Origin of the sequence: Janthinobacterium sp. FW305-128 (assembly GCF_020858135.1) — a bacterium.
In the GTDB taxonomy this organism is placed as follows: domain Bacteria; phylum Pseudomonadota; class Gammaproteobacteria; order Burkholderiales; family Burkholderiaceae_D; genus Janthinobacterium.
This window is the reverse complement of sequence record NZ_JACYMK010000003.1, coordinates 174,990-199,979: the sequence shown is the minus strand read 5'-3', so window position 1 is coordinate 199,979 and position 24,990 is coordinate 174,990. Positions and strand designations below refer to the sequence as shown.

Here is a 24,990-nt window from a genome sequence, read left to right as displayed (position 1 = left end):
CCTAACTTTTTTGCATGCGGACAAAAAATCGGCATATAGTGGCACGACCGCATCCCGTACCGCACGAACGCCAAGGAGATTGCCATGCAACTGGAAGCGCTGTTCCAGCATCCCCACGCCCTGCCTGCCGCCCCGAAGATCGTCGATGAACTGGTGCGCAGTTTCGACAACCCCGCCATCGCCACCGAAGACATCGCGCGCAAGCTGGGAGCGGACCCGGCCTTGAGCGCCAAGCTGCTGCGGCTGGCCAACTCGGCCTATTACCATGTGTCGCGCAGCATCGGCACGGTGGAAGATGCCGTGCTGATGCTCGGTTTTGTGACCGTGCGCACCCTCGTCATCAGCTCGGGCCTCGTCAGCGGTTTCAAAGCCGTGCCGGGCCTGAATTTGCCGCAGTTCTGGCGCTACAGCCTGCACAGCGCCGTATCTGCCCGCTGGATCGCGAAGCAGACGGGCGACAACCAGGATCTGGCTTTCACCATCGGCATGATGCATGCGATCGGACAACTGGTGATCCATGCCGCCATGCCCGAGCAAGCCATGCAGCTCGACAAGATCGCCCCGCCGCTCGACGCGCGCCGGCTCGACGCGGAGCGGGTGTCGCTGGGCTACGATTATGCGCAGGTGGGCGCCGAACTGGCGCGCCGCTGGAAGTTTCCGCCCGCCTTTGCCGAGGCTATCGCCGCCTTCCCCGCTCCGCTGGCCAAGCCACCATTGAACCGCCTGGCCGCCATCATCCACCTGGCCGCCTGGCGCGCGCGCATCGATGAAAACCAGCTGAGCAATGAAGAAATCATCGCCTGCTATCCCAACGCGGTAGCCGAAGCGCTCGGTTTGCCGCCCTCCGTGCTGGTCGACAGGATGCCGCCGCTTGCCGAACTGAGCGCGGGCCTGGAAGAACTCGTCAAGTAAGCTGGCCGTTGCCCGCATCGCCAACCGAGCAGGCATGCGGGTTTGCGGGCATGCCGGCTGCCCGCAAAAAACATCCAAATTATTTTCACTTTTTTTTCAAAAACACCCTCAAGTTCCCGTTGGACCCGCCGTTAATCTAGACAAGCGGTAATCCATTCACTAGTTACGGGTGTGCTCATGACCTCCAACGACGTTCTCTCGATGTATGAAAATATTGCAGGAATGACCAATCAAATGGTCGTGGCCGCACGTTCGAGCGACTGGGATGGCTTGGATACCCTGGAAAACCAGTGCGCCAGCGCCGCCAGCGCGACCATGACGGGCAAGGCGCCTGCCCTGGCCGGCGCCTCGCGCCTGCGCAAGATCGACTTGCTCAAGCAAATCCTGGCCAATGACCGCGAAATCCGCGCCATCACGGAACCGTGGATGACCCAGCTGTCGAACGCCATGCCAGGTTCGCGCGCCCGCATGTAAGAAGCTTGCCGCGCCAGAAACGACAAAAGCACCCGCGGGTGCTTTTTTTACGTCTGCCGCCATGGGAGAGAGCGCCATCTGCGGCGCTCAAAAAGGCAAGGCGGGGGAATTTGGAAGGCGAGCCCCAGGTATCTCCTGGCGTCGCCTCGCTGCCGGTTGCATCCGGCGTTCGCGAGCACATCGTCGGCATCGCGAACCGCTTCCAGACCCAGGCGTTTATGCAACGCTACACCTGGTTTGCCGCGCCACACTATCGTTGGTGACTGCGCCAGGCTGGGGCTGTTTTGTCGTAGAGCAAGTCCACTGAATTCATCATAGCACCATCTTTAAGAAACAGGCAACGTGCTTGGCAAGCGTTTCCATGTATTTTTTCAATATCTTTTTTTATATCAAATTGTGGGCGGCCTTGCGGTAGCGCCTTGCGGCAGCATTAACGCGAGAACGGCTCCGGCTCCGGTTCCGGTTCGGCCGCCGCCCCTTCTTCCACCGCTTCCGTCAAGACGGGCACATCCTTCTTCCTGCGGCCGAACGGCTTGCGCAGCAAGACCCAGTATTTCGACGGTGCGCCCGGCCCCGCCGCTTGCCTGCGCTTGCGCACGATGTACACGATGAGCGCCGTCAGCAGCAGGAAGACCAGGGTGCCGATACCGAGCCACAGCATGCCGCCCGATTTTTTTTCCTTGTCGGCTGCCGGCGCCGCGTGCAGGGGCGTCGGTTTCGCATGGGGCGCTTCCGCCACGGCCGGCGCGGCGGCGGGCGGCACGGCGGCTGCAGGAAAGGCCAGCGTCTTTTGCAAGACGCCGATCTTGCCTTCCAGTTCGCCCAGCTTTTCAGTCAGGGCCGTGTTTTTCTCGTCCAGCCCCACGCACGCTGCCGCCTGCCCCGTCTCCGCCTGCGGCGCGCAGGCGGCCACGGGCGCCGTGGCACGGCGCGGCAGCGCGGGGGCGGCCAGTTTGGGTGCGGCGGGCGGCGGCACGAACACGCGCGCCGGACGCACGAGGCCCTCGGCCCGCGCGCGGGCCGCCAGCGCGGCGGCGTCGGGCGACGGCGCGACGGATACGGCGCGTGGCAACGGCACAGGCGTGGAGACCGGCGCGGGCAACGGAATAGCTGGCCGGACTGGCGCACTGGCGGGTACGGCGGCGGGCGGCGCCGGCGTCAGCCACAAGGTGCCCAGGCGCACGACGGCGCCACTGCCATTGCCCAGCAATAAATACAGGTGCACATGCCCCGCCTGGATCGCTTGCCGCGTGGCCACGCGCACATAATGGCGTCCACCGCGCTCAAACGGACTGATCGTCAAGGTTTGCAGGGCAGGATCCATGCCGATGCCGCCACCGCGGTACACATCGGGCGAAGCCAGGCGCACGGTCACGCCATTGGCCTCCTCGGGCGCCAGGGCCGTCAGTTCGAGCTCGGCCAGCAAAGGCTGGCCCACGTGCGACAGGACGGCCATGTCGCCCAGTTCGGCCGCCATGACGGGCGGCAAGGCCAGGCTGGCGGCGGCGCACGCGATCAAAGACCAACGGGGAAGGATGCTGCTCTGCATGGACTGATCGCTTTGATAACAGGATAAATAATGGGGGCTCGCCTGCCTTTAACGGCAGGAAATCACAAAAATATAGATGGGTCAGGGTAAAAATGATGCAATACAGCATCATCCTGTGCCTTTTTGACGTCTGGAGTACACTCGATCCACCTCCATCGATGAAAGGGATGTCATGAGTAGCAGAATCGAACGCGACAGTTTCGGCCCGATCGACGTACCCGCCGACCGGCTTTGGGGAGCGCAAACGCAGCGCTCGCTCGAGCATTTCCATATCTCCACGGAAAAGATGCCGCCCGAACTGATCGCCGCCCTGGCCACCGTCAAGCGCGCGGCCGCCCACGTCAACCTGGACCTGGGATTATTGGATGGCAAGAAAGCCATCGCCATCACGCAGGCGGCCGACGAAGTGCTGGCTGGCAAGCATGACGCAGAATTCCCGCTGGCCGTCTGGCAGACGGGGTCCGGCACGCAAAGCAATATGAACATGAACGAAGTGCTGGCCAACCGCGGTTCCGAGCTGATCGGCGGCTTGCGGGGCGCCGAGCGCCTGCTGCACCCGAACGACGACGTCAACCTGGGCCAGTCCTCGAACGACATTTTCCCCACCGCCATCCACGTGGCCGCCGCGCTGGCCGTCGCCAACACGGTCTTGCCGCCGCTGCGCCAGCTGCGCGCCACCCTGGACGCGAAAGCCACGGAGTTTGCCGACATCGTCAAGATCGGCCGCACGCATTTGCAGGACGCGACGCCGCTGACCCTGGGCCAGGAATTTTCCGGCTACGTGGCGCAGCTGGACTTTGCCGAGCACATCATTACGGCAGCGTTGCCGCCGCTGCTGCAGCTGGCCGCCGGCGGCACGGCCGTGGGCACGGGATTGAATGCCCATGTGGAATTTGCCGGCCGCATCGCCGCCGAACTGGCACGCCTGACGGGCCAGCCGTTCGAAACGGCCAGCAACAAGTTTGCCGCCCTGGCCGCCCACGATGCCTTGGTCGCCGCCCATGGCGCTTTCAAAACCCTGGCCACGGCCTTGATGAAAATCGCCAACGACGTGCGCTGGATGGCGTCCGGCCCCCGCTCCGGCCTCGGCGAAATCACGATCCCCGAAAACGAGCCGGGCAGCTCCATCATGCCGGGCAAGGTCAATCCCACCCAGTGCGAAGCGCTGACCATGCTGTGCTGCCAGGTCTTCGGCAACGATGTGGCCATCACGGTGGGCGGCGCCTCGGGCAATTTCGAGTTGAACGTCTTCAAGCCCTTGATTGCACACAACTTCCTGCAAAGCGCGCGCCTGCTCGGCGACGGCATGCGCAGCTTCGACGAGCATTGCGCCCACGGCATCGCGCCGAACCGCGCACGCATCGCCGAACTGATGGAACGCTCCTTGATGCTGGTCACGGCGCTGGCGCCGCACATCGGCTATGACAAGGCGGCGCAAATCGCCAAGCAGGCCCAGCACGAAGGCACGACCTTGAAGGAAGCGGCGCTGGCCCTGGGCTTTGTGACGGAAGAGCAATTCGGCGCATGGATCGTGCCGCTGGAGATGACGCGGCCCAACAAAAGCTGACTTACACCCTGCATTGCTGGCGGCTTCAGGTAAACTATGGATTAGTTGAGGTCGTCATCAAGTGTTGAAAACACATCATTGCAATAAGGGATACAATGCAAAAAGTAAGCTTTGATTTAACATCCGAGTTCGTCGAGCTGAACCAGCTGCTCAAGCTGGTCGGCTTGTGCGACAGCGGTGGCGCAGGCAAGGTCATGGTCGATAGCGGCGTGGTAAAGGTCGATGGCAAGAAGGAATTGCGCAAGACCGCCAAGATCCGCGCCGGCCAGGTCGTCAGCGTGGGCGATATCCGTATCACGGTCGTCGCTCCTGTCTGACCCCGGCATGGGGCGCGAAAGCGGCCCCATGCGTACAGCCAGCACTCCTGCCAGCCCGGCTGCCCAAGTCAAGCTGCGACACGTCGTTATTGTCAGATAAATATCGATTGCAGAAGGGAAGCGCCATGGACCATCCCGAACAAGGTACGCGCAGCCAGGAACGCCTGATCGGCGACTTGCGCCAGGTAATAGAAAACGCGGAAGAATTACTGCGTAACACAGACAAATACACCAGCAGCCTGTACCAGAGCGCGCGCGCCAGGCTGCAACTGGCCCTCGTCGCGGCCACGGCCGAACTGGCCCGCTTTGAAGAAGAGCAAGTCACGCGCATGATGGATGCCACCCTGGCCGCGAATGCCCTGTATCGCGATCAGACGGGCGAAGCGCGCCTGCTGCGCGCCTTCGAATAAACCGTCACGCTGCCAGGACCGCATGCGCCAGCCACTGGCGCAGGTGCGCGGTCAGGTCGAAGGCCGGGTCCAGCTCGAACGCCGCATCGAGCGCGGCGCCGAACGTTTGCCCCTGCTGCAAGGCTTGCAAGGCGGCATGCGCAGCCGCATCGAGCACCAGCACCTGCACCTTCCAGCGCGGCCGGCAGACCAGCGCCCAGCTCGCCACCTGCAGATCTTGCGGAAACATCCCCGAACCGTCCTCCTCCTGATGCGCCTGCCACAAGGCCGCCACCTGCCAGTCGGACGCGAGCAAGGTGCAAGCGGGATGCAAGGTAAAACGCCGCGCTTCCAGCTGATCGGGATGCAGGGCAGCCAGCGACTCGGGCGCCAGCGCTTGCGCATCGGCCGCGTAATGGGCCAGGTGCAAGGCCCATTCCAGGCGCGCCATGTCCGGCAGGTAGGGCAATGCGGCCACAGGCGGGAAAGCCGTCAGAAAATCGGCGAAACGGGCGCCAAACTGGTTCAAATCTGCGCTATGGGATGGCATCTGCCGGCCATACGCGCGCGCCAGGCCGCCAAAGAAATCCTCGCCCACCAGCGCCAGCACGACGGGATAGGCGTGGCCCAGGGTACGGCGCCAGGTGGCGCTCAAGTTGCCGCGGTACAGCGCGAAACGCTGCGGCACCGCCTCGCCCGCGAACGATGGCAATGTTGCCCCGGTATCGAGCAAGGCTATGGCAAATGCCTGCTGGCCAGCGGCCAGCGCGTCAAGCGACGCGGGTAGCGGCGGGGATGGCGGCGACGCTGCCTGCCATGATGGCGTTTGCGGCGCATGGCGCGCCAGCATGGCTTGCGCCTTGTCCGCTTCGCCCAGCAGGATATCGAGCGGCGGCAAATCCGTGTCCCATTCGACGAGGGTGGGAATGGCGCCAAAGCGCTGCAAGGCGGCCGCATATAGCTCCCAGACGGGATCGGCCACGGCGGCGCCATGGTGGTCGATCACGGCGTGCGGCGTCAGCAGATGGCCGCCCAGGTGCAGTTCCCCCACGCTGCCCGGCGCGATGGCTTGCATCGCAAGCATGGCGTCCTCGCCGTGGTTGCACTGGTTCACATACAGGTTATTGATATCGAGCAGCAGCCCGCAACCGCTGCGGCGCGCCAGTTCCGCCAGGAATTGCGCCTCGCTCATGGCATCGTCGGCAAAACGCAGGCAAGTGGAGACATTCTCCAGCAAGATCGGCCTTTTCAGCACATCCTGCACCCTCCCCACTCTTGCACATAGTAAATCGAGGGCCGCGCCATTCAAGGCCAGCGGCAACAGATCGTTGAGTTGCTGCTGTGCCACGGCGCCCCAGCACAAGTGCTCCGACACGAGGGCTGGCTCGATGCGCTCGACCACGGTGCGCACGCGCTGCAAATGGGTCTCGGAAAAGCCCTGCGCGGAACCCAGGCAAAGGCCCACCCCATGCAGGCTGATGGGGTAATCCTGACGCAGAGTCTGCAGCACATGGTTATCCCAGCCCGACGGCTGCAGATAATTTTCAGTGTGCACTTCCAGCCAGCCGACCTGGGGCCGGCGCGCCAGAAAGTCGCGGTAGTGCGCGGCGCGCAGGCCGACGCCGGCAAGCGCCTGAATGGGCGGCGGCATGGGCAGGCGGCGGACGCTTACGGTTGCGTGGCCGGTTTTGCCGCCTTGCCGGCCTTGATGGGCTTGACGGAACCGCCCGCCTGTTCGCACGTCCCCTTGGCAACATACACCCATTCCGTGGGCAGGTTGTCCGCCTCCGCCTGGCCCGCGCAGGAATGCGCGCCGTCGGACGAAGCGCAATCGTTCTGCCCGGCCTTGGCCACGCCATAGCATTTTTCCTTGTCGCCTGGGGCGGGACCATCGTGGGCGGCCGCATTGACGGAAGTACCGGCACAGAGGCCCGCGAGGGCGGCGGCGATGAGAGCTTGACGTTTGTTCATGGGGAATCCTCTTGCATGGGTCAAAGTAAAGTGGGCACGCCCCGGGCTGCACGATGGACAACGCGAGGTGGTGGACGTCATTCTACTGAATCGGCCGGGTCATGGCGAACGGAGACGGGAGGAAGGCGAAAAGGACGGCGAAAAGACAGACAAAAACGCCCACTCGCCACCGTCGATGACGGTGGTGTGGGCGTATCTATGGCGAGCGCCGGACTGGCGCCGCGGGACCGCGCTCAGGCTGTCGTGTTGATGCGGTTACCGAGATGAGCCGGCAGACTTGGCGCCGATTGTACCGGCGGCAACGCTGCCAACAAGGCGGTGGCGGTCGAGCTTTGGATATCCTGGGCTTTTTTCAGGACAGTCAAGCCAACGGCTTGCCGCGTGCCTGTCTCCGCCATCGTGGTTGACAGTTGAGCAATGCTTCCGACGTCCATACGTTTCTCCAATGAGGTTCTACTCTTGTTAACGGATGCCGCCGGCAAACCTTTAGCTTATTTTTCCAGCCTGTGCAGCAACCAGGCCAGCAAGTGCTCGCGGGCATTCAAGTCCAGCCATTGCACGCCCTCGCGCAAGTCGGCCGGCGCCGGACTGTCGGAGGCGACGGCGATCACATGCGGGTCATGCGGATACAGGGGCGCCTGCCCTACTTCCGGACGGAACACTTCCAGCTTGGGAATGGGGTCCGTCTTGAAACCCTCGACCAGGGTCAGGTCTGCCGGCCCCATGCGGGCCAATTGCTGCGCCAGGCTCGGCTCAGGAGCCCCGCGCAGCTCATGCACGATGGCAAACCGATACGGCGACGCCACCAGCACCTCCGCCGCCCCCGCCATGCGCAGGCGGGCGCTGTCTTTTTGCGGCGGTTCCAGCGCCAGGTCATGGTGGCTGTGCTTGACCAGGTTGACGCGCAAGCCGCGCGCCGCCAATTCCTTCACCACAAATTCCAGCAGGGTCGTCTTGCCGCTGCCGGAACGGCCGATCACACCGAGTACCGGGTGTGGGGGCATCGCATCGTGCATGGTCACTCCTTGATTGAGAAGGAATGATTATACGCAGCCCCACGGGCGCGACCGCCGGCGCAGACCCGGCGCATCGTCCAGCTCTTCATCCAAGTCACGCGACTCCAGGTTTTTCCCCATTCCCGTCGGCAAGAGGCGCCGGCTTGCCGCCCTGCCGACGGCGCCGGCCCGACGACTTCGGCGCTGCCGCGCCCGCCGTTTTACCCGCAGCTTTGCCCGCTGTTTTGCCCGCTGCTTTGCCCGCTGCTTTGCCATTTAGCGCATGTGCATTCCTGGCCGTGCGCGCCAATTGCCGGTGGGCGGCGATCGCGCCCGCCTCGGCATCGGACTGGAAGGGGACGGCGGCAGCGGAGGCCAGCTCGCCATCAGACTGGCAAGCGGGCGTCGGGGGGGCGAAATCCTGCGCCCGCACATCGGCCTCCCAGGCGGCGCGCTGCGCCACTACGGCGGCGGGCACGGCGGGTGCAGCGCGGGCTTGCGCCAGGGTCAGCACGGCGCCCAGGCCGCTGGCGGCCGCCACGCGCGCGCCCATCTGGGGCAAGCTGCCATCGGCGGCGCGGCAAAAACGCTGCAGGATGGTTTTGATGATCGACGTGTGATCGTATACCTCGTGGCTGACGCTGCCCGGCGCGATCAGCGGCGACACCAGCAGCATGGGCACGCGTACGCCGTACTGACGAAACGCAGGGTCGTCGTCGACGGCGGGGCCAGGCGGCACATGGTCGAAAAAGCCGCCGTGCTCGTCATAACTGAGGATCAGCAAGGTGCGCGCCCAGGCGGGGCCGCGCGACAGGGCCTGGTAGACCTGCGCCACCAGCGCCTGGCCGGCGCGGATGTCGGCCGGCGGGTGGTCGTCGTTTTCAAAGAAATGCGGATCGATCCAGCTGACCGAGGGCAAGGCGCCCGCCAGCGCATCGCCGATGAAGCCATAGCGGCGCGCGCTCGATCCGAACGGTTCGTACAGCTCGGACGAACGGTAATGGTCGTCCGTCAGCGCCAGGCTCCAGGGCTTCCAGGCGGAATAAAATTTCCAGCTGACCTGGGCGCGGTCCAGGTGGCGCACGAAGGATTTGTTCGTGTACAGGGGCACGCGCTTGCTGTCGCGGCTGCCGGCCGCCTTGCCGCTGATCGCATACAGGCGGTTGGGCCAGGTGGCGCCAGGAACGGAGCTGTAGCAGCGGTCGCAAACGCAGAACTGCTGCGCCAGAAAATCGTACATGGGCAAGTCGGCCCCATTGTAATAGCCCATTACCAGGTCGATGTCGGGGTCGCCCGGATGCGTTTGCGCATAGTCGTCGACAAAGCCGCCATTATTATTTTGCAATTGCTGCGCCACCGACGTGCCCGTATGCGACGGGTCTTGCTGCGGGCCAAAGGCCGTGCGCCGCAAATGGTGCACGGGATAGCTGACGCCCGCATGCACGTTGGCATGGCTGGCCTGCAAGCCATCGATATCGGCGCGCCCGCCTTCGAGGCTCAGGTAGCCAAGCATGTGATCAAAGGAACGGTTTTCCATCATCAGCACGACGATATGGTCGATGCGCGCCAGGTTACCCAGGCCATGCGCATCAAAAGCACCCTCACCAGCTGCGGCAGCAATCATCGGAACTCCCCGGCCGCGCACACGGTCGCAGCGACCCTGGTTCGACCAGGCCAAACCAGTATGGTTCAGCTATGGGGGCCCGGCCTTGATGCACAACAACTCAATACGGCACGCGGTAGCGGTAACCCTTGAAACTGAAGATGGCCGCTTTCGGCTGCAATTTTTCCAGTACCAGGCCGGGCGCCAGTTCCTCGCCTTCGTGGCGCAGGACCTTGTCGATCAGCAACAGGCGGTCCGCCGGATTCTTCGAATAGATATAGCCGCCGATGGCGACCGGGGGGATTTGCCGCTGTATCGGCTCGGGCAGGTCGCGCATGCCGGGCACGGCATCTTCGGCTGCCGGCGGCGGCACGGCCGGAGCCGGAGCCGGGACGACGGGAAGCGCCTGGCCTGGCGTTTCCTGCTTCGGTTCCGCCACAGGCCTGGCATGGTGCACGGGTGCGGCCGCTGGCGGCACGGGCGTGACTTGCGTGACGGGGGCCGGCGCGGATACAGGGACAGGTACAGGGACAGGGACTGCCGGCGGGACGATTGCCGGCAGCGGCGCGGGCACAGCCTGGGCCAGCACGGCAGGAGCGGCCGCAGGTGCAGCCGTGCCTGCCTGCCAGGGCTGCCAGAACAGCAGGGCGGCGGCCACGGCCACCGTCACGCCGCCCAGCGCCAGCCAGACGGGCGCGCGCCGCCCAGCGCCGGACGCGGCCGCATCGTGCAGCTGCACTTGCGGTGCGTGGATCGAGGGCAACTCGCCCAGTTGGCGCTCGGCCTGCGATTTTTTCAGTGCTTCAAGTATGTAGGACATCTTTATTTCCCCGCCACCATCGCCGTCGCAGCGGGCGCCGCCACGGCAGGAGCCGCGCTGCTCAGGCGCGGCTCCGCATTGTCACCCAGCTGCATCAGGCGTATATATGTTTTCGGACCCGCCAGGCCATCGGCCCGCAGGCTCTGGCTTTGCTGGAAAGCGCGCAGCTGGCTTTGCATCTCGGCATCGAGCGGCAGATTGGCGGCCGGCGCCGGCAAGCCCCGCTGTTGCGCCAGCCGCTGCGCCAGCCAATCCACGTCGGCGCCGCGCGCGCCCAGCGGCACTTCGTCGCGCCAGCTGCGCGGGGCGCGCCAGAAGGTCGTGAAACTGCCATCGCTGCGCTGCGCGAGCTGGGCCAGCGGCAGACTTTGCTGTTTGCCATCAAGCATCAAGGTGGCGGTGTCATCCTGCAGACGCGTCAACAGCGCCAGCTGTTCCGTGCCACCCGCATCGCGCAAGGCCAGCATGGCGGGACGGTCCAGCACGCGCAGCTCGGCGATGCCGCCCCGGCTGTGCAGGCAGCGCAGGCCGGCGCGGGCGCCCGCCTGGCAAGCGTCGCCGACCGGCAACTGCTCGCCCCACAGGCTGGCCAGCTGGCGCAGCACGGCGTTGCGGTCCGGCACGCTGGCGGTCGCGGGCGCGGGAACAGGTGCGGCAGCGGGCACCGCCGGCGCCACCACGACGGGTGCTTTCGCCACGGCCACTGTGGCAGGCGTGCGTGGCATGAAATGCCAGGCCAGCGCGGCCGTGACCACGGCCCCGGCCAGCACGCCGCCGGCCACGTGCGGCCAGCGCAGGCCCCGTCCGGCAGCCGGCTTGCCCTCTTCCGCAAACACTTCCTCGGCGGCACGGCGCAATATCTGGCGCGTCACCTGCGGCTGGTTTTCCACGTAGGCGCCCAACAGCGCGCGGTCGCACAGCAGGTTGATGCGGCGCGGCACCCCCTTGCTCAAGGCATGGATGGGCGCCATCAAACGGGGCGCGAACGGCGTCTGCGCAGTGCTGCCCGCCACGGCCAGGCGGTGGCGGACATAGCTGGCCGTCTCTTCCTCCGTCAGCGAACCGAGGTGATAACGGGCGATCACGCGCTGCGCCAGCTGCTCCAGCTCTGGCCGGGCCAGCATGGCGCGCAATTCCGGCTGGCCGATCAGGATGATCTGCAGCAGCTTGCGCTCGCTCGTCTCCAGGTTCGTCAGCAAACGTAATTGTTCGAGCACGGCGGCGGACAGGTTTTGCGCTTCATCGATGATCAGCACATTGTTCTTGCCCTGCGCATGGCTGGCCAGCAGGTGCGCATTGATGGCGTCGACATAGCCTTTCACGCTGGCCACGCCGGGCGCCACGGCGATGCGGAATTCCTCGCAGATCGACAGCAGCAATTCCTCGACAGACAGTTTCGGATTGAAGATATACGCGAGCTGGCAGTTTTCCGGAATCTGTTCCATGAAGCAGCGGCACACGGTCGTCTTGCCGGCGCCGATTTCGCCCGTCAGCAGCACGAAGCCGCCGCCGCTGCCCACGCCATACAGCAAATGCGCCAGCGCTTCGCGGTGGCGTTCGCTCATGAACAGGTAGCGCGGATCGGGCGCGATCGAAAACGGCGATTGCTTGAGCTGGAAATAATGCGTGTACATGGAGACCCTGCGGATGAAACGATCAAAATGCGCGGCAGCAAGCCGAGACCCTCAGCGGGTGCGGGCGGGCGGCAACGGCTTGTATTTGGCGCAATAGACTTTCGCCTTGCTACGGAAGTAGACGATTTTACTGCCAGGCAATGAACCACGGACAGGAAAGGCGGAATTGTCGAGTTTATTGAAGCGCAGGCCCGAGGCGCCGCGGATGGCCGGCTCCAGCTTTTCCGGCGTCGCGTCCGCCACCACGCCCATGAAGACGAGGGGACTGGTGTCGTCGCTGACGATCACGTCGGTAATCGGCGCGCCCCACAAGGTGGCGTCCGTGCGGAACCAGTAGGCGCCCCCTTCATGCTTGTAGGCGGGGCCGAAGGCCGTCAGCAAATACGCATAAAAAGCTTTGTTGTCGATCTGGTCGATGCACAGCACGGCATTGCCCACCACCTGCCCGAACGTGGACGGCGCCGGCTTTTGCTGCGCCAGCACGCCGGACACGGGCAGGCCAACGGCCAGCAGGGCGAACGCCGCCAGCAGGGCCGGCGCACGCCACGGGCGCGTCAATGAACGGCGCACGCGCATGATCAGCGCTTGCGCTCTTCTTTCTTGACCTTCTTGGCTTCCTTCTTTTCCTTCATGGTCTTGGCCGGTTCTTTCTTGGCTTCTTTCTTGCTGTCCTGTGCCTTGCTCATCATCTACTCCATGCCTGGGCGGAAATGCCTGGGCCATTATGACACTCCCCCATGAAAATGCCACGTCATTTCCCCTATGCAACAGACAGACCGCACCCGGCAAGCACAGGCAGCGCATGCACTTATTTGCAAAAAGACGTTTGCATTTTTGTTTTATTATGTTTTAATACACGAAATTTATAAATAGATATCATTCCGGTGCACTATAAGCAACGCCGGAAAGCATACAAACTGGGGACAGGACATGGGCCGGCATACGGCGGGACCATGTGTAATCGATTGACAGCCCTCGGCGGAAATAAAGAATATGATGAGAACAATGATCTTGCTGGGCGCGGCCCTGTCGCTCTGGACCGCTGGAAGCACGCATGCGGCGGGCACGGCGCCGGTTCAGAAGGCCAGCTACCAGGCGGCACCCGCCACCCTGGCCACGCGCCTGGCCAGTTTCCAGTCGCAAGACGCCAGCCTGCACGCCCCCGCTTCGCATGAACCGGGCACACATTCGCTGCTGCTGGTCACCATCGTGCTGCTGAGCCTGCGCATGCGCGCCAGGGCCACCACGAGCAGCGAAAAATTCAGTAACTGACGTGAAAACGGCCGCGCAAGGCGGCCGTTCCAGTCACACGTCAGCGCACGATCAGTGCAGGCACAGACGGCGGCGCGTCTTTTCGATCAGCGCCGCATCGTAGGGATACAGGTTCTCGATAAAGAACAATTCCGTTTCCGCCTCATCTTCCAGGCACATTTCGATCATGACCGGGCCATCGCTTTCGCGGCCCAGGAAATCCTTCGGCCAGCGGTTCTTGCGGTGCGTGCGCATCATTTCCATGCCCAGCGCGGCCAGCGGCGCCGACACACCGGCGGCCAGCGCCTCTTGCTGCCAGTCGTCCCAGTACTCGCTCTTTGCTGCCTTGTCGTTCATCATGCTCTTCCAACTCAGGTGTAAAAGCCGGACTTTACTCTTCATGGCGCCCCTTGCCAAGCATGCATGCAAGCAATACCGCATCGCCAACAACAGACCAGTTGGAAAAAATTGGCATTAAACAAGGCCAATTTCAATACCATTCACGAAACACAAAAACTCCTTTATTAACAATCGCTTGCAATCACACCCTCGGGCATGGCGCGTCATCGCGCAACGCATTTTTTAATACCACTTAAATACCTGTTGACAAGCCATCGGGGCGACAATATAGTGCCTTCAGCTTTTTCGCCGCCCGACAAATAAAAGAACCGAGACAGGCGCACTCAACCAAATGCGGGACTGCACAACATGATCGAATACATAATCGGCGTCGACGGCGGGGGAAGCGGTACCCGCGTACGCCTGGCGCGCCTCGACGGCCAGGAACTGGCACAGGGTCAAAGCGGCCCATCCGGCCTGGGACTGGGCATCGAACGGGCGTGGACCTCCGTGGCGCATGCCGTCACCCTGGCCTTCCGCACGGCCGGCCTGGAACAACCCTCCTTGCAGCGCATGGCCATCGGCCTGGGCCTGGCCGGCGTGCACAACAAGCAGTGGGCCGCCAGCTTCGTCGAACACAATCCCGGCTATGCCGCAGTCGCACTCGAATCGGATGCCCTGACCACACTGCTGGGCGCGCATGCGGGCCAGCCGGGCGCCATCGTTGCCATCGGCACCGGCAGCGTGGGCGAAGTGCTGCACGCGGACGGCAGCCGCCATGAAGTGGGCGGCTGGGGCTTCCCTTCCGGCGACGAAGCCGGCGGCGCCTGGATCGGCATGCGCGCCATCAACCATGCGCAGCAAGTGGTCGACGGCCGCGTGCCCGGCAGCGCCTTCGCCACGGCCGTCATCGACGCCTGCGGCGGCCAGCGCGACGCCATGCAAGTATGGCTGGCGGCCGCCAGCCAGACCAATTTCGCGCAACTGGCGCGCCTGGTGCTCGAACACGCGGCCAGCAATGCCGTGGCGCGCAGCATCCTGACCGACGCGGGCCAGCAGATCGCCCTCATCGCCAGGGCACTCGACCCGGCCGGCGCCTTGCCCGTGGCCCTGTGCGGCGGCCTGGCGGCGCCCTTGTCGAGCTACCTGCCGGCGGCACTGTTGCAACTGGTCGTGCCGGCACAGGGCGACTCGGCCGCAGGCGGTCTGCGCCTGATACGCAAGCACTTGCAGGAGCAATGACCATGCTGGCCAAACTGTCCGCCTTCAAACCGAATCCCGCCAGCGACACGCCGCTCTATATGCAGCTGGCGAACATGCTGTCGGACGGCATCGCCAGCGGCGACTGGCGCGCCAACCAGGCCTTGCCTTCCGAGCGCGTGCTGTCGGAGCTCCTCGAAATTTCGCGCGTGACGGCGCGCAAGGCCATCGACATGCTGTGCGACCGGGGCATGCTGACACGCAAGCGCGGCTCGGGCACCTACATCACGCCCAAGCTGGAGCAGCCGCTGTCGCGCCTGACGAGCTTTTCGGAAGAATTGCGCCAGCGGGGCTTCACGGCCGGCTCGCGCTGGCTGCAGCGCGACATCGGCTCGGCCGCGCCGCTGGAACTGCTGTCGCTGGGCCTGTCGCCGCACATGCCGGTGGCGCGTTTGCGCCGCCTGCGCACGGCCGACGAAGTGGTGATGGCGATCGAGACGACCACTATCCCCGCGCTGTACATGCCGGACCCGCAGCAGGTGACCGATTCGCTGTACGGCTACCTGGAGTCGCGCGGCACCATCCCGATGCGCGCGCTGCAGCATATCCGCGCCGTCAACGCCACGGCGGAACAGGCCAAGCTGGCCAATATCAAGACGGGTGAAGCCATGCTGCACATCACCCGTGTCAGTTATCTCGACAACGGCGCAGCGGTGGAACTGACCCACTCGTATTGCCGCAGTGATTATTATGAATTCGTAGCGGAGTCGCGCAGATGAGCAGCACTATCAAAGGCAATATCCTTACCCCCGGCGGCTGGATCCACGGCGCCATCGCCTTCGGCGAAAAAGTCGACAGCATCACCGGCGATTCCGTCCACCCGTCGGCCAACAACGACGACTATATTCTGCCCGGCTTCATCGACCTGCACGTGCACGGCGGCGCCGGCAAGGACATCATGGAAGGCGGCGAAGCCGTCTACACCATCGCGGCCATCCATGCGCGCCACGGCACCACCAGCCTGCTGGCCACCACCATGACGGCGCCGCCGGAAGACATCGACATGGCCTTGACGGCCATCGGCATCGCCGCCAGGCACCGCCGCCCGAACACGGCGCGCGTGCTGGGCGCCCACCTGGAAGGCCCGTACATCAATTCCGGCAAGCTCGGGGCGCAGCCGAACTACGCGCGCGCCGCCACGCTGACGGAAATCGAGCGCCTGCAAACCCTGGCCAAGCTGCGCGTCATCACCGTGGCGCCGGAAATCGCCGGCCACCTGGAGCTGGTGCGCGCCCTGGCCGACGCCGGCGTACGCGTGCAGATCGGCCACACGCTGGGCTCCTATGAAGACGGCGTGGCCGCGCTGGAACACGGCGCCATGGGTTTTACGCACCTGTTCAACGCCATGAGCGGCCTGCATCACCGCGAGCCGGGCATGGTCGGCGCCGCCCTGGCGCACGCCGAATACGCGGAACTGATCCCCGACCTGCTGCACGTGCATCCGGGCGCCATCAAGGTGGCCCTGCGCGCCATCCCGCGCCTGTACTGCGTCACCGATTCGACCGCCGCCACCGGCATGCCGGACGGCGAATACATGCTGGGCCGCCACGCCGTGCAGAAATGCATGGGCGGCGTGCGCCTGCCCGACGGCACGCTGGCGGGCAGCACCCTGACCCTGGACCAGGCGCTGCGCAACCTGGTGGGACTGGGACTGGACCTGGCCGACGCATCCAAGCGCGTGTCGACCAACGCCGCCGATTACCTGGGCCTGGAAGAACGCGGCCGGCTGGCCCCCGGCACTTACGCCGATCTGGTGGTACTCGATCGCGATCTCAAACTCAAAGCTGTGTATATAGAAGGAGAAATCTGTGACCTCAATGATGCTTAAAGAAGCCGTTTCCGCCGCCGAATGCGTCGCCCTGCAACTGGCCAGCGACACGGAACGCTACGCGGAACTGGGCCGCAAATTGAGGAGCACCTCGTTCTCGACCGCGCTGACCATCGCGCGCGGCAGCTCCGACCACGCCTGCAATTACGTCGCCTACCTGATCATGGCGCGCCTGGGCCGCGTCGTGGCATCCCTGCCGATGTCGCTCGTGACCCTGAACAAATCGCCGCTGGTGACGCGCGATACCCTGGCCATCTCGATCTCGCAATCGGGCCAGAGTCCGGACGTGGTCGAACCGATCCGCTACTTCCGCGATGGCGGCGCCACCACCGTGGCCCTCGTCAACGACATCGATTCGCCGCTGGCGCACGCCGCCGAATGGGCCATGCCCCTGCGCGCCGGCAAGGAACAAAGCGTCGCCGCCACCAAGAGCTTCATCACCAGCCTGGTCGCCGGTGCGCGCATGGTGGCCCAGTGGCAGAACGATCCCGAGCTGCTGGGAGGGCTGGAAGCGCTGCCCGAAGCGCTGCTCGAAGCGACCCGCGTCGACTGGTCGCCCGCCATCGACGTGCTGGCGCCGGCGCGCAACATCATGGTCGTCGGACGCGGCATCAGCTTCCCCGTGGCGCTGGAGTCGGCCCTGAAATTCAAGGAAACCTCGGCCCTGCAGGCCGAAGCCTTCAGCGGCGCCGAAATCAAGCACGGCCCGATGGCCCTGATCGAAGACGGCTACCCGCTGCTGATTTTCGCCACACGCGGCCCGACCCAGGCCGGCCTGCTGCAGCTGGCCACGGAAATGCGCGGCCGCGGCGCCAAGGTCTTGCTGGCGGCACCCGCCGACGTGGCCGAACGCGACCTGACCCTGCCCGTGGCGGCCACGCCGGATCTCGACCCGATCGTCGCCATCCAGTCCTTCTATGTGATGGCGGCAAAACTGTCGGCCGCGCGCGGCATGGACCCGGATGCGCCGCGTCACTTGAGCAAGGTAACAAAAACAAACTAAGCAATACCCAACCCGAAAGCGAAGACTGGGGTCGGACCCTGAGGGTCCGACCCCGGCACTTGCGGGGCCACTGGCAGGGATAATAATAATGATCAAGAGACTGTTGGCAGTGTTTGCCTGCGCGGGCCTGCTCGCGCCGCAGGCATGGGCTGCCGAGAAAATCGAATTCTGGACCTTCAGCATGAAGCCCAAGTTCACGCCGTATTTCGATGCGGTGGTGGCGCGCTATGAGGCGCAGAATCCCGGTGTCAAAATCGAATGGATCGACTTCCCGTGGGACGTCATCCAGACCAAGCTGGTCACGCGCATCGTGGCCGGCACGCCGCCCGCCCTGGTCAGCCTGAACGTGCCCTGGGCCGACGAATTTGCGCGCGACGGCTTGCTCACACCCGTCGATGGCCTGATCAAGGAAGCGCGCGCCAGCTACATTCCCAGCGCCCTGGACGACTTGCGCTTCAAGGGCCGCACCTACGGTTTTCCCATGTACAGCAATGTCGCGGTGATCGCCTTCAATACCGTCATTTTCAAACAGGCCGGGCTCACGCGCGGCCCCGCCAGCCTCGACGAGCAGCTGGCGTTCGCGCGCCAGATCGCGCAACGCACGGGCAAGGCCGGCATCGCCCCCGCCCTCTCGAAGATCGACGGCCTGTTCATGCAGCAGGGCCTGGCCGTCATCACGGACAACCGCGCCGTCTTCAATTCGCCGCAGCACGTGACGCTGGTGCAGAAACTGGCCGACACCTACAAGGTCGGCGGCCTGCTGAAGGAAAGCCTGTTCGCCGAAGACAATTTCCCGGCCGTGATCGACGCCTACAAGGGCGGCCGCCTGGGCATGCTGCTGGCGCCGCCCACGGCCATGCAGCGCATCCGCGGCGACGCGAAAGATATCTACGCCATCACCGACGTGGCGCCTGCGCCGCTGGGCCCCACCGGCATCGCCGATGGCGGCTGGCTCGTGCACTTCGCCATCCCGAAAGGCGTGCCGGCGCGCCAGCTGCCCTCGGTGGGCAAGTTCGCGCGCTTCCTGACGAACGACGAAAACCAGCTGGCCTTCGCGCGCCAGGCCAGCGTCTTCCCCACCACCGTCAAGGCGGCGGCCGACCCGTTTTTTCTGTCCACGCCGCAAAACGCGGGCGCGGCCGAAAAAGCGGTGGCCGCCGGCGCCCTGTCGATGGGCCACTCGCGCACGCTGTACGTAGCCGGCATCGACGACTACGACGAGCTGCGCCGCTCGCTGGTGAAGGCCGTCGAGGCGGGCGTGACGGGCAAGCAGGACGTGAAGCAGGCGCTGGACCAGGCCGTCGCCATCTGGAACCGCAAGCTGGCCACCCTGCCGCGCCACTGAGGACACCATGAAACTCGCCCACCGCCATACCGTGCAAGCCTGGTTGTTCCTCGCCCCGGCCCTGCTGCTGCTGGCCGCCTTTTCCTTCTGGCCCGTCGGCTACGGCTCCGTGCTGGCCTTCACCGACTACAGCCTGATACGCGAGACGCGCTTCGTCGGCCTCGATAACTTCCGCTACATTTTCAACAACGAGATGTTCGTCTCGGGCCTGAAAAACTCGCTGATGTTTTTGCTGATGGTGCCTTTCGTGCAGGTGGGCGCCATCACGCTGGCCGTGCTGGTGAACAACCGCCTGCCCGGCATCCGTTTATTCCGCGCCACCTTCTACGTGCCCGTGGTGACGACCGTGTCCGTGGTCGGCATCATGTGGGGCTTCATGTTCCACGAACAGGGCGCGCTCAATTACGTGATGATGACGTTAAAACTGGTGAACGCGCCCGTGGGCTGGCTGACGAACGACAGCCTGGCCCTGTTTGCCGTGATGTTCGTCACCCTGTGGCGCGGCCTGGGCTGGTACATGGTGATGTACCTGGCGGCCCTGCAATCGATACCGTCGGACATGCAGGAAGCGGCCATGCTCGACGGCGCCAGCCGCTGGCAGCGCTTCTGGAAGATCACGGTGCCGATGCTGCGCCCGACCATCATGCTGTGCTCCATCCTGTCCGTGCTGGCGGCCCTGAAGGCGTACCAGGAAGTCGACGTGCTGACCCAGGGCGGCCCGATGAATTCCACTTTCACGGCGCTGTATTACGCGTATGACCAGGGCTTGAAGCACTTGAAACTGCCGCGCGCGCTGGCGGCCAGCTTAGTCGTCTCGCTGTTTTGCATCGCCATCGCCCTGCTGTGCCTGCGCTATCTGAAACCGAAGCACCGCTGACAGGGCAATGACCATGACAACCCGTTCCCGCCCCCTGAAAAAGCGCCTGCACATACTGGGCCACTATGCCGTGCTGTGCGCGATCGCCCTCGTCTGCGTCTTCCCGTTCTGGTGGACCCTGGTGACGGCCATTTCCACGCAAGGCAATATCTTCGCCTTCCCGCCCACCTTCTGGCCGCAGGCGCCGTCTTTGGACAACTTCATCGAAGTGTTCAACGCGATTCCCATCTGGTCGTTCTTCAAGAACTCCGTGCTGATCGCCGTGTTGACCGTGTTCTGGAAACTGCTGCTGTGTTCCCTGGCCGCGTATCCGCTGGCGCGCCTGAAATTCCGTGGCCGCAAGCTGGTGTTCGGCCTGATCCTCGCCACCCTGGTGCTGCCGTCGGAGGTGAACTTTCTCGTCAACTTCATCACCATCACGCAAATGAGCCTGGTCGACACCTACACGGGCGTGATCCTGCCCAACGTGGTGACGGCCGTGGCCATCTTGCTGCTCAAGCAGGCGTTCGAGGAAGTGCCGCAAGACCTGATCGACGCGGCGAGGGTCGATGGCGCGTCCGAGTGGGTCATCTTCAGCCGCATCATGCTGCCGCTGATTACGCCATGGCTGGCCACCGTCGGCATCCTGACGGCCGTCGAATCGTGGAACGAGTACATCTGGCCTTCCATCGTCATGAGCAAGCCCGATGAATTCCCGCTGTCGGTGGGCGTGCTGTATTTGCGCGGCACCTTCGGCAGCAGCACGCGCGTGATCGCGGCCGGCACATTGATCACCATCGTGCCGACCCTGCTCGCCTTCCTGTTTACCCAACGCTTCTTCATGCGCGGCATGGACGGCGCAGTCAAATGAAAACGTCTCTCGATAAGGAAGCCTCCATGCACGACACGCGCATCAGCACCAACATCAACATCAACAAAAAAGTACGCAGCCCGATCAGCTGGGTGCCGACCTTGTACTTCGCCCAGGGCTTGCCGTTCTACGCCGTGGCCCTGGTGGCCGGCCTGATGTTCAAGAGCATGGGCGTGCCGAACGACCAGATCGCCCGCTGGACTGGCCTGATCGGCTTTGCCTGGGTCTTCAAGTCGCTGTGGAGCCCCTTCCTGGAACTGGCGTCGAGCAAGAAGACCATGGTGGTGCTGTTCCAGTTCCTCGGCGGCCTGAGCCTGGGCCTGATCGCGCTGGCGCTGCAGACGCCGATGTGGTTTGCCGCCTGCATCGCCGTGCTGTTCGTCGCAGCGCTGGCCTCGTCCACGCACGACATCGTCTGCGACGGCCTGTATATCGCCAGCCTGTCGGACAAGCAGCAGGCGGCCTACGCGGGCTGGCAAGGCGCCTTCTTCAACGCGGGCAAATTCATCTCGCTGGGCGGCCTGGTGATCCTGGCCGGCTACCTGGAGAAAAAAATCGGCATCCAGCCGGCATGGTCGGTCATCTTCCTGATCATCGGCGCCATGATGCTGTCGCTGGCAGCCTATCACCTGTGGGCGCTGCCGCAGGTGCGCAACGCGGCCGTGGCCGACAAGAGCGTGGCCGGCATCAGCCGCACCTTGTGGGACGTGCTGGTGGACTTCCTGAAAAAGCCCGGCATCTGGGGCATGATCGCCTTCATCATCCTGTTCCGCGCGGGCGAGGCGCAAGTGCAGACCATCGGCCCGCTGTTCCTGCGTGAAGCGCGCGAGCTGGGCGGCCTGGGCCTGTCGACGACGGAAGTGGGCGCCGTGTACGGCACGGCCGGCACCGTGGCCTTTTTGCTGGGCAGCATAGGCGGCGGCTACTTCACGTCGTGGCTGGGCCTCAAGCGCGCCATGTTTTTCCTGATCCTGGCCATGAACTTGCCGAACCTGGTGTTCTACTACCTGAGCCACAGCATGCCGACCGACCTGACCCTGATCACGGCCGCGCTCAGCGTGGAAATGTTCGGCTATGGCTTCGGCTTCGTCGGCCTGATCCTGTTCATGATGCAGGTGGTTTCTGTCGGCAAGTACCAGACGGCCCACTATGCGTTCGCCACCGGCGTGATGCAGCTGGGCTTCGTGCTGTTCAAGATGATCAGCGGCGACATCCAGACGGCGCTCGGCTACAAGACCTTTTTCCTGTGGGTGCTGGTGTCGGCCGTGCCCGTATTGATCCTGTCGCGCTTCATGCGCATCGGCCCGAAGGATACCTCCGACCCGTCTGACGCCGGCGCCACGTCCGCGCCGGCCAGCGCCAGCTAGGAATCGCACAATCCATGGCACACATCGCTTTAAAGAATATCGTCAAGCTGTACGACGACAAGCACCCCGTCATCCACGGCATCGACCTCGATATCCGCGACGGTGAATTCGTCGTCTTCGTGGGGCCGTCCGGCTGCGGCAAATCGACCCTGCTGCGCATGATCGCCGGGCTGGAAGACATCACGGACGGCGAGCTGCATATCGGCGGCCAGCTGGCCAACGATATCGCGCCGGCCGAGCGGGGCCTGGCCATGGTGTTCCAGAGCTACGCCCTGTATCCGCACATGACGGTGTACGAGAACATGGCCTTCGCCCTCTCCCTGGCCGGACATAAAAAGGCCGAGGTGCGCGCCGCCGTCGAGCGCGCGGCCGACATCCTGCAGATCACGCCACTGTTGAAACGCAAGCCGAAGGACCTGTCGGGCGGCCAGCGCCAGCGCGTGGCCATCGGCCGCGCCATCGTGCGCAAGCCCAAGGTCTTCCTGTTCGACGAACCGCTGTCGAACCTCGATGCCTCGCTGCGCGTGCAGATGCGCGTGGAAATTTCGCGCCTGCACCAGGAATTGAAGACGACCATGATCTACGTCACGCACGACCAGGTCGAAGCCATGACCCTGGGCGAGCGCATCGTCGTCTTCAACGGCGGGCGCATCGAGCAGGTGGGCAGCCCGCACGCGCTGTACAACAATCCCGGCAACCTGTTCGTCGCCGGCTTCCTCGGCGCGCCGAAGATGAACTTCATCGCCTGCGAGGCCGTCGCCTGCGGCCCCGGCTCGGTGGCCGTGCGTCTGCCTGGCGGCGCCGTGATCGACATCGAGGCGCAAGGTGACGCTGTGGCGCCGGGCAACCAGCTGACCCTGGGCGTGCGGGCCGAGCATGTCAGCCTGCAGGATGGGGCGACGGCGAACAACAACGTCGTCGACGCCACCGTCAGCCATGTCGAATACCTGGGCGACGTGGCCATCGTTTACGCCAGCATGCGGGGCGTGACCGAGATGCTGGCCGTCAAGCTGCCGGCCGAGGAAGGCTTGCGCCAGGCGGGCGACGCCATGCGCCTGCATCTGCCGCCGCAGCGCTGCCTGCTGTTCGATGCCAAAGGGCAAGCCCTGGCGCGCACGTTTGGCGCTCCAGCCCAGCCGTTTATGTGACAATAGCCGTTGTTTACCATGCTGCCGCCCTTTGACTTGTGCGGTCAGGATGGCAGAATACGTGTTTTTTTAGATTCCCTGCCCCCGGCAAATGCCGCCGCACCCTGTTGCGGCAACCAGTACCGGAGCGTATTTTTGTTATTGATTGAAGGATAACCCATGTCCCAATTCCGTCTTGCCCGTCTTAGCTTGCTCCTGGCCGCCATCGGCCTCAATGTCCTGCCAGCCCTGTCGCACGCGCAGGATGCCAAGCCGGCCGCAGCCGCCGGTGCGCCTGTCGCCGCCCCGGCCGACACGGTGCGCCCAGAAGTGTTCAAGCTGCTCGATCCGGACGCCGTGAAGGCATCGATGGATGCGAAAAACTACGCCGACGTACAAAGCCGCATCGACCAGGCTGCCGCCATTCCCGCCCTGACGCCGTATGAAACGTTCGTGCTGAACCGCCTGCGCGTGGCGCTGGCGTCGACCACCAACAATGCACCGATGGCCATGACGGCGCTGGAAGCGGTCATCGAATCAGGCAAGCTGGACAAGAAAGCCCAGGGCGACTTCATCCAGGCGCTGGCCAACTACCACTACAACGCCAAGGATTATCCGAACGCCATCAAGTGGTTCACCCGTTACCAAACGGAAACAGGCGACGTGACCACCATGCGCCCGTACATCATCCGCGCCTACTACTTCAGCAATGATTTCGCGCGCGCGAAACAGGAACTGATGGCCGACCTGACAGCCAAGCAGCAAGCGGGCAAGACGCCGACCATCGAAGAATTGCAATTGCTGGCCAACACGGGTTCGAAAAGCAAGGACCCGGCCACCTACCTGGTCGCCATGGAAAACCTGGTGCGCTACTACCCGTCGGATGACTACTGGAGCGATCTGCTGAGCCGCACGCAAGGCAAGGCCGGCTATTCCGACCGCTTCGCGCTCGACGTGCTGCGCCTGCAATTCAAGGCCGTGGGCACCATGCCGCCGCAAGATTACAGCGACATGGCTGAAATCGCTCTGCAGAACGCCTTCCCGACGGAAGCGAAAAAAGTGCTGGACGCCGGCTTTGCCAAAGGCGTACTGGGCACGGGAGCAAATGCCGCCAAGCACAAGAAACTGCGCGACCAGGCCAACAAGGCTGCCGCCGACGATGCGAAGAACATCGCCAGCGGCGAAGCGTCGGCCATGAAGAGCAAGGATGGCACGGGCTTGATCAACCTCGGCTACGCCTTCGTGACGATGGACCAGTTCGACAAAGGTATCGACCTGATCCAGAAAGGCATCGCCAAGGGCGGCCTGAAGCGTCCTGAAGACGCCAAGCTGCGCCTCGGTTATTCCTACGCCATGGCTGGCAAGAAAGATGACGCCATCAAGGTCCTGGAAACGGTCAAGGGCGGCGACGGCGTGGGCGACCTGGCCCGCTACTGGATCCTGTGGCTGAACCGTCCTGCCACGGCAGCGGCGGCACCGGCAGCAGCGGCACAGTAATTCCTGTTCCCGCCA

General features: G+C 64.3%; 26 protein-coding genes. 16 read left to right on the top strand and 10 right to left on the bottom strand.

Translation table 11 applies throughout. The annotated features are described in order from the left end of the window. Window positions 1-84 precede the first annotated feature (84 nt). Entirely contained in the window at window positions 85-912 is an 828-nt protein-coding gene (locus IGS60_RS08440; protein WP_070221822.1) for an HDOD domain-containing protein, read from the top strand. A gap of 222 nt (window positions 913-1,134) precedes the next feature. After that, window positions 1,135-1,386, top strand: a complete 252-nt coding sequence (locus tag IGS60_RS08435) for a flagellar protein FliT (RefSeq protein ID WP_306532587.1) — start codon at window positions 1,135-1,137, stop codon at window positions 1,384-1,386. A 430-nt stretch (window positions 1,387-1,816) separates the two neighbouring features. Here the strand turns inward: IGS60_RS08435 and IGS60_RS08430 are convergent, their stop codons facing one another. Further along, on the bottom strand, window positions 1,817-2,935 hold the full coding sequence (locus tag IGS60_RS08430; protein ID WP_230503712.1) for a FimV family protein: 1,119 nt from the start codon (window positions 2,933-2,935) through the stop codon (window positions 1,817-1,819). Between the two features lie 172 nt (window positions 2,936-3,107). On the opposite strand from IGS60_RS08430, the gene fumC reads away from it, so the two are divergent. The 3 genes from fumC to IGS60_RS08415 all read left to right on the top strand — a co-directional run bounded on the left by fumC (window position 3,108) and on the right by IGS60_RS08415 (window position 5,229). Continuing rightward, on the top strand, window positions 3,108-4,502 hold the full coding sequence (gene fumC, locus IGS60_RS08425) for a class II fumarate hydratase (RefSeq protein WP_070221825.1): 1,395 nt from the start codon (window positions 3,108-3,110) through the stop codon (window positions 4,500-4,502). A gap of 95 nt (window positions 4,503-4,597) precedes the next feature. After that, on the top strand, window positions 4,598-4,819 hold the full coding sequence (locus IGS60_RS08420; protein WP_035825476.1) for an RNA-binding S4 domain-containing protein: 222 nt from the start codon (window positions 4,598-4,600) through the stop codon (window positions 4,817-4,819). Window positions 4,820-4,944: 125 nt separating this feature from the next. Further along, window positions 4,945-5,229, top strand: a complete 285-nt coding sequence (locus IGS60_RS08415; RefSeq protein ID WP_070221826.1) for a hypothetical protein — start codon at window positions 4,945-4,947, stop codon at window positions 5,227-5,229. A gap of 4 nt (window positions 5,230-5,233) precedes the next feature. Here the strand turns inward: IGS60_RS08415 and IGS60_RS08410 are convergent, their stop codons facing one another. The 8 genes from IGS60_RS08410 to IGS60_RS08375 all read right to left on the bottom strand — a co-directional run bounded on the left by IGS60_RS08410 (window position 5,234) and on the right by IGS60_RS08375 (window position 12,807). Next, window positions 5,234-6,859, bottom strand: coding sequence for a DUF692 family multinuclear iron-containing protein (locus IGS60_RS08410; RefSeq protein WP_230503710.1), 1,626 nt, complete (start codon window positions 6,857-6,859; stop codon window positions 5,234-5,236). A 17-nt stretch (window positions 6,860-6,876) separates the two neighbouring features. Next, a complete protein-coding gene (locus IGS60_RS08405; protein ID WP_230503708.1) occupies window positions 6,877-7,179 on the bottom strand; it encodes a DUF2282 domain-containing protein in 303 nt (100 codons plus the stop codon). 233 nt (window positions 7,180-7,412) lie between these two features. Then, window positions 7,413-7,613 (bottom strand): YjfB family protein, encoded by a 201-nt coding sequence (locus tag IGS60_RS08400; protein WP_034781856.1) that lies wholly within the window; start codon window positions 7,611-7,613, stop codon window positions 7,413-7,415. A gap of 57 nt (window positions 7,614-7,670) precedes the next feature. After that, window positions 7,671-8,195, bottom strand: coding sequence for a molybdopterin-guanine dinucleotide biosynthesis protein B (gene mobB / locus IGS60_RS08395; protein ID WP_230503706.1), 525 nt, complete (start codon window positions 8,193-8,195; stop codon window positions 7,671-7,673). Between the two features lie 94 nt (window positions 8,196-8,289). Further along, window positions 8,290-9,798 (bottom strand): alkaline phosphatase family protein, encoded by a 1,509-nt coding sequence (locus tag IGS60_RS08390; protein WP_230503704.1) that lies wholly within the window; start codon window positions 9,796-9,798, stop codon window positions 8,290-8,292. Between the two features lie 100 nt (window positions 9,799-9,898). Next, window positions 9,899-10,597 (bottom strand): general secretion pathway protein GspB, encoded by a 699-nt coding sequence (locus tag IGS60_RS08385; RefSeq protein ID WP_230503702.1) that lies wholly within the window; start codon window positions 10,595-10,597, stop codon window positions 9,899-9,901. A 2-nt stretch (window positions 10,598-10,599) separates the two neighbouring features. Continuing rightward, window positions 10,600-12,231, bottom strand: a complete 1,632-nt coding sequence (locus IGS60_RS08380) for an ExeA family protein (protein WP_230503700.1) — start codon at window positions 12,229-12,231, stop codon at window positions 10,600-10,602. A gap of 51 nt (window positions 12,232-12,282) precedes the next feature. Continuing rightward, window positions 12,283-12,807 (bottom strand): hypothetical protein, encoded by a 525-nt coding sequence (locus tag IGS60_RS08375; protein WP_230503698.1) that lies wholly within the window; start codon window positions 12,805-12,807, stop codon window positions 12,283-12,285. 417 nt (window positions 12,808-13,224) lie between these two features. Here IGS60_RS08375 and IGS60_RS08370 point away from each other — a divergent pair, with 417 nt between their 5' ends. Then, window positions 13,225-13,503, top strand: a complete 279-nt coding sequence (locus tag IGS60_RS08370; protein ID WP_139143662.1) for a hypothetical protein — start codon at window positions 13,225-13,227, stop codon at window positions 13,501-13,503. A 51-nt stretch (window positions 13,504-13,554) separates the two neighbouring features. Here the strand turns inward: IGS60_RS08370 and IGS60_RS08365 are convergent, their stop codons facing one another. After that, window positions 13,555-13,842 (bottom strand): hypothetical protein, encoded by a 288-nt coding sequence (locus IGS60_RS08365; protein ID WP_034759823.1) that lies wholly within the window; start codon window positions 13,840-13,842, stop codon window positions 13,555-13,557. 348 nt (window positions 13,843-14,190) lie between these two features. Here IGS60_RS08365 and IGS60_RS08360 point away from each other — a divergent pair, with 348 nt between their 5' ends. The 10 genes from IGS60_RS08360 to IGS60_RS08315 all read left to right on the top strand — a co-directional run bounded on the left by IGS60_RS08360 (window position 14,191) and on the right by IGS60_RS08315 (window position 24,975). Then, window positions 14,191-15,063, top strand: a complete 873-nt coding sequence (locus tag IGS60_RS08360) for a BadF/BadG/BcrA/BcrD ATPase family protein (protein WP_230503697.1) — start codon at window positions 14,191-14,193, stop codon at window positions 15,061-15,063. Window positions 15,064-15,065: 2 nt separating this feature from the next. Continuing rightward, on the top strand, window positions 15,066-15,800 hold the full coding sequence (locus tag IGS60_RS08355; RefSeq protein ID WP_070221876.1) for a GntR family transcriptional regulator: 735 nt from the start codon (window positions 15,066-15,068) through the stop codon (window positions 15,798-15,800). Next, on the top strand, window positions 15,797-16,909 hold the full coding sequence (gene nagA / locus IGS60_RS08350) for an N-acetylglucosamine-6-phosphate deacetylase (protein ID WP_230503695.1): 1,113 nt from the start codon (window positions 15,797-15,799) through the stop codon (window positions 16,907-16,909). Before IGS60_RS08355 ends, nagA begins: the two co-directional genes overlap by 4 nt. Continuing rightward, window positions 16,899-17,912: an SIS domain-containing protein gene (locus IGS60_RS08345; protein WP_070221837.1), complete on the top strand. Its 1,014-nt coding sequence runs from the start codon at window positions 16,899-16,901 to the stop codon at window positions 17,910-17,912. The genes nagA and IGS60_RS08345 overlap by 11 nt, the downstream gene beginning before the upstream one ends. A gap of 88 nt (window positions 17,913-18,000) precedes the next feature. After that, complete coding sequence (locus tag IGS60_RS08340; RefSeq protein ID WP_230503693.1) at window positions 18,001-19,257, top strand: ABC transporter substrate-binding protein; 1,257 nt, start codon at window positions 18,001-18,003, stop codon at window positions 19,255-19,257. A 7-nt stretch (window positions 19,258-19,264) separates the two neighbouring features. Further along, entirely contained in the window at window positions 19,265-20,134 is an 870-nt protein-coding gene (locus tag IGS60_RS08335) for a carbohydrate ABC transporter permease (RefSeq protein WP_230503691.1), read from the top strand. Window positions 20,135-20,147: 13 nt separating this feature from the next. Beyond that, window positions 20,148-20,984 carry a carbohydrate ABC transporter permease gene (locus IGS60_RS08330; RefSeq protein WP_230503689.1) on the top strand — a complete coding sequence of 279 codons (837 nt, stop codon included), beginning with the start codon at window positions 20,148-20,150 and terminating at the stop codon, window positions 20,982-20,984. 26 nt (window positions 20,985-21,010) lie between these two features. Further along, entirely contained in the window at window positions 21,011-22,351 is a 1,341-nt protein-coding gene (locus IGS60_RS08325) for an MFS transporter (protein WP_070313691.1), read from the top strand. Between the two features lie 14 nt (window positions 22,352-22,365). After that, a complete protein-coding gene (locus tag IGS60_RS08320) occupies window positions 22,366-23,499 on the top strand; it encodes an ABC transporter ATP-binding protein (RefSeq protein ID WP_230503687.1) in 1,134 nt (377 codons plus the stop codon). Between the two features lie 159 nt (window positions 23,500-23,658). Next, on the top strand, window positions 23,659-24,975 hold the full coding sequence (locus IGS60_RS08315) for a hypothetical protein (RefSeq protein ID WP_230503686.1): 1,317 nt from the start codon (window positions 23,659-23,661) through the stop codon (window positions 24,973-24,975). Window positions 24,976-24,990 lie beyond the last annotated feature (15 nt).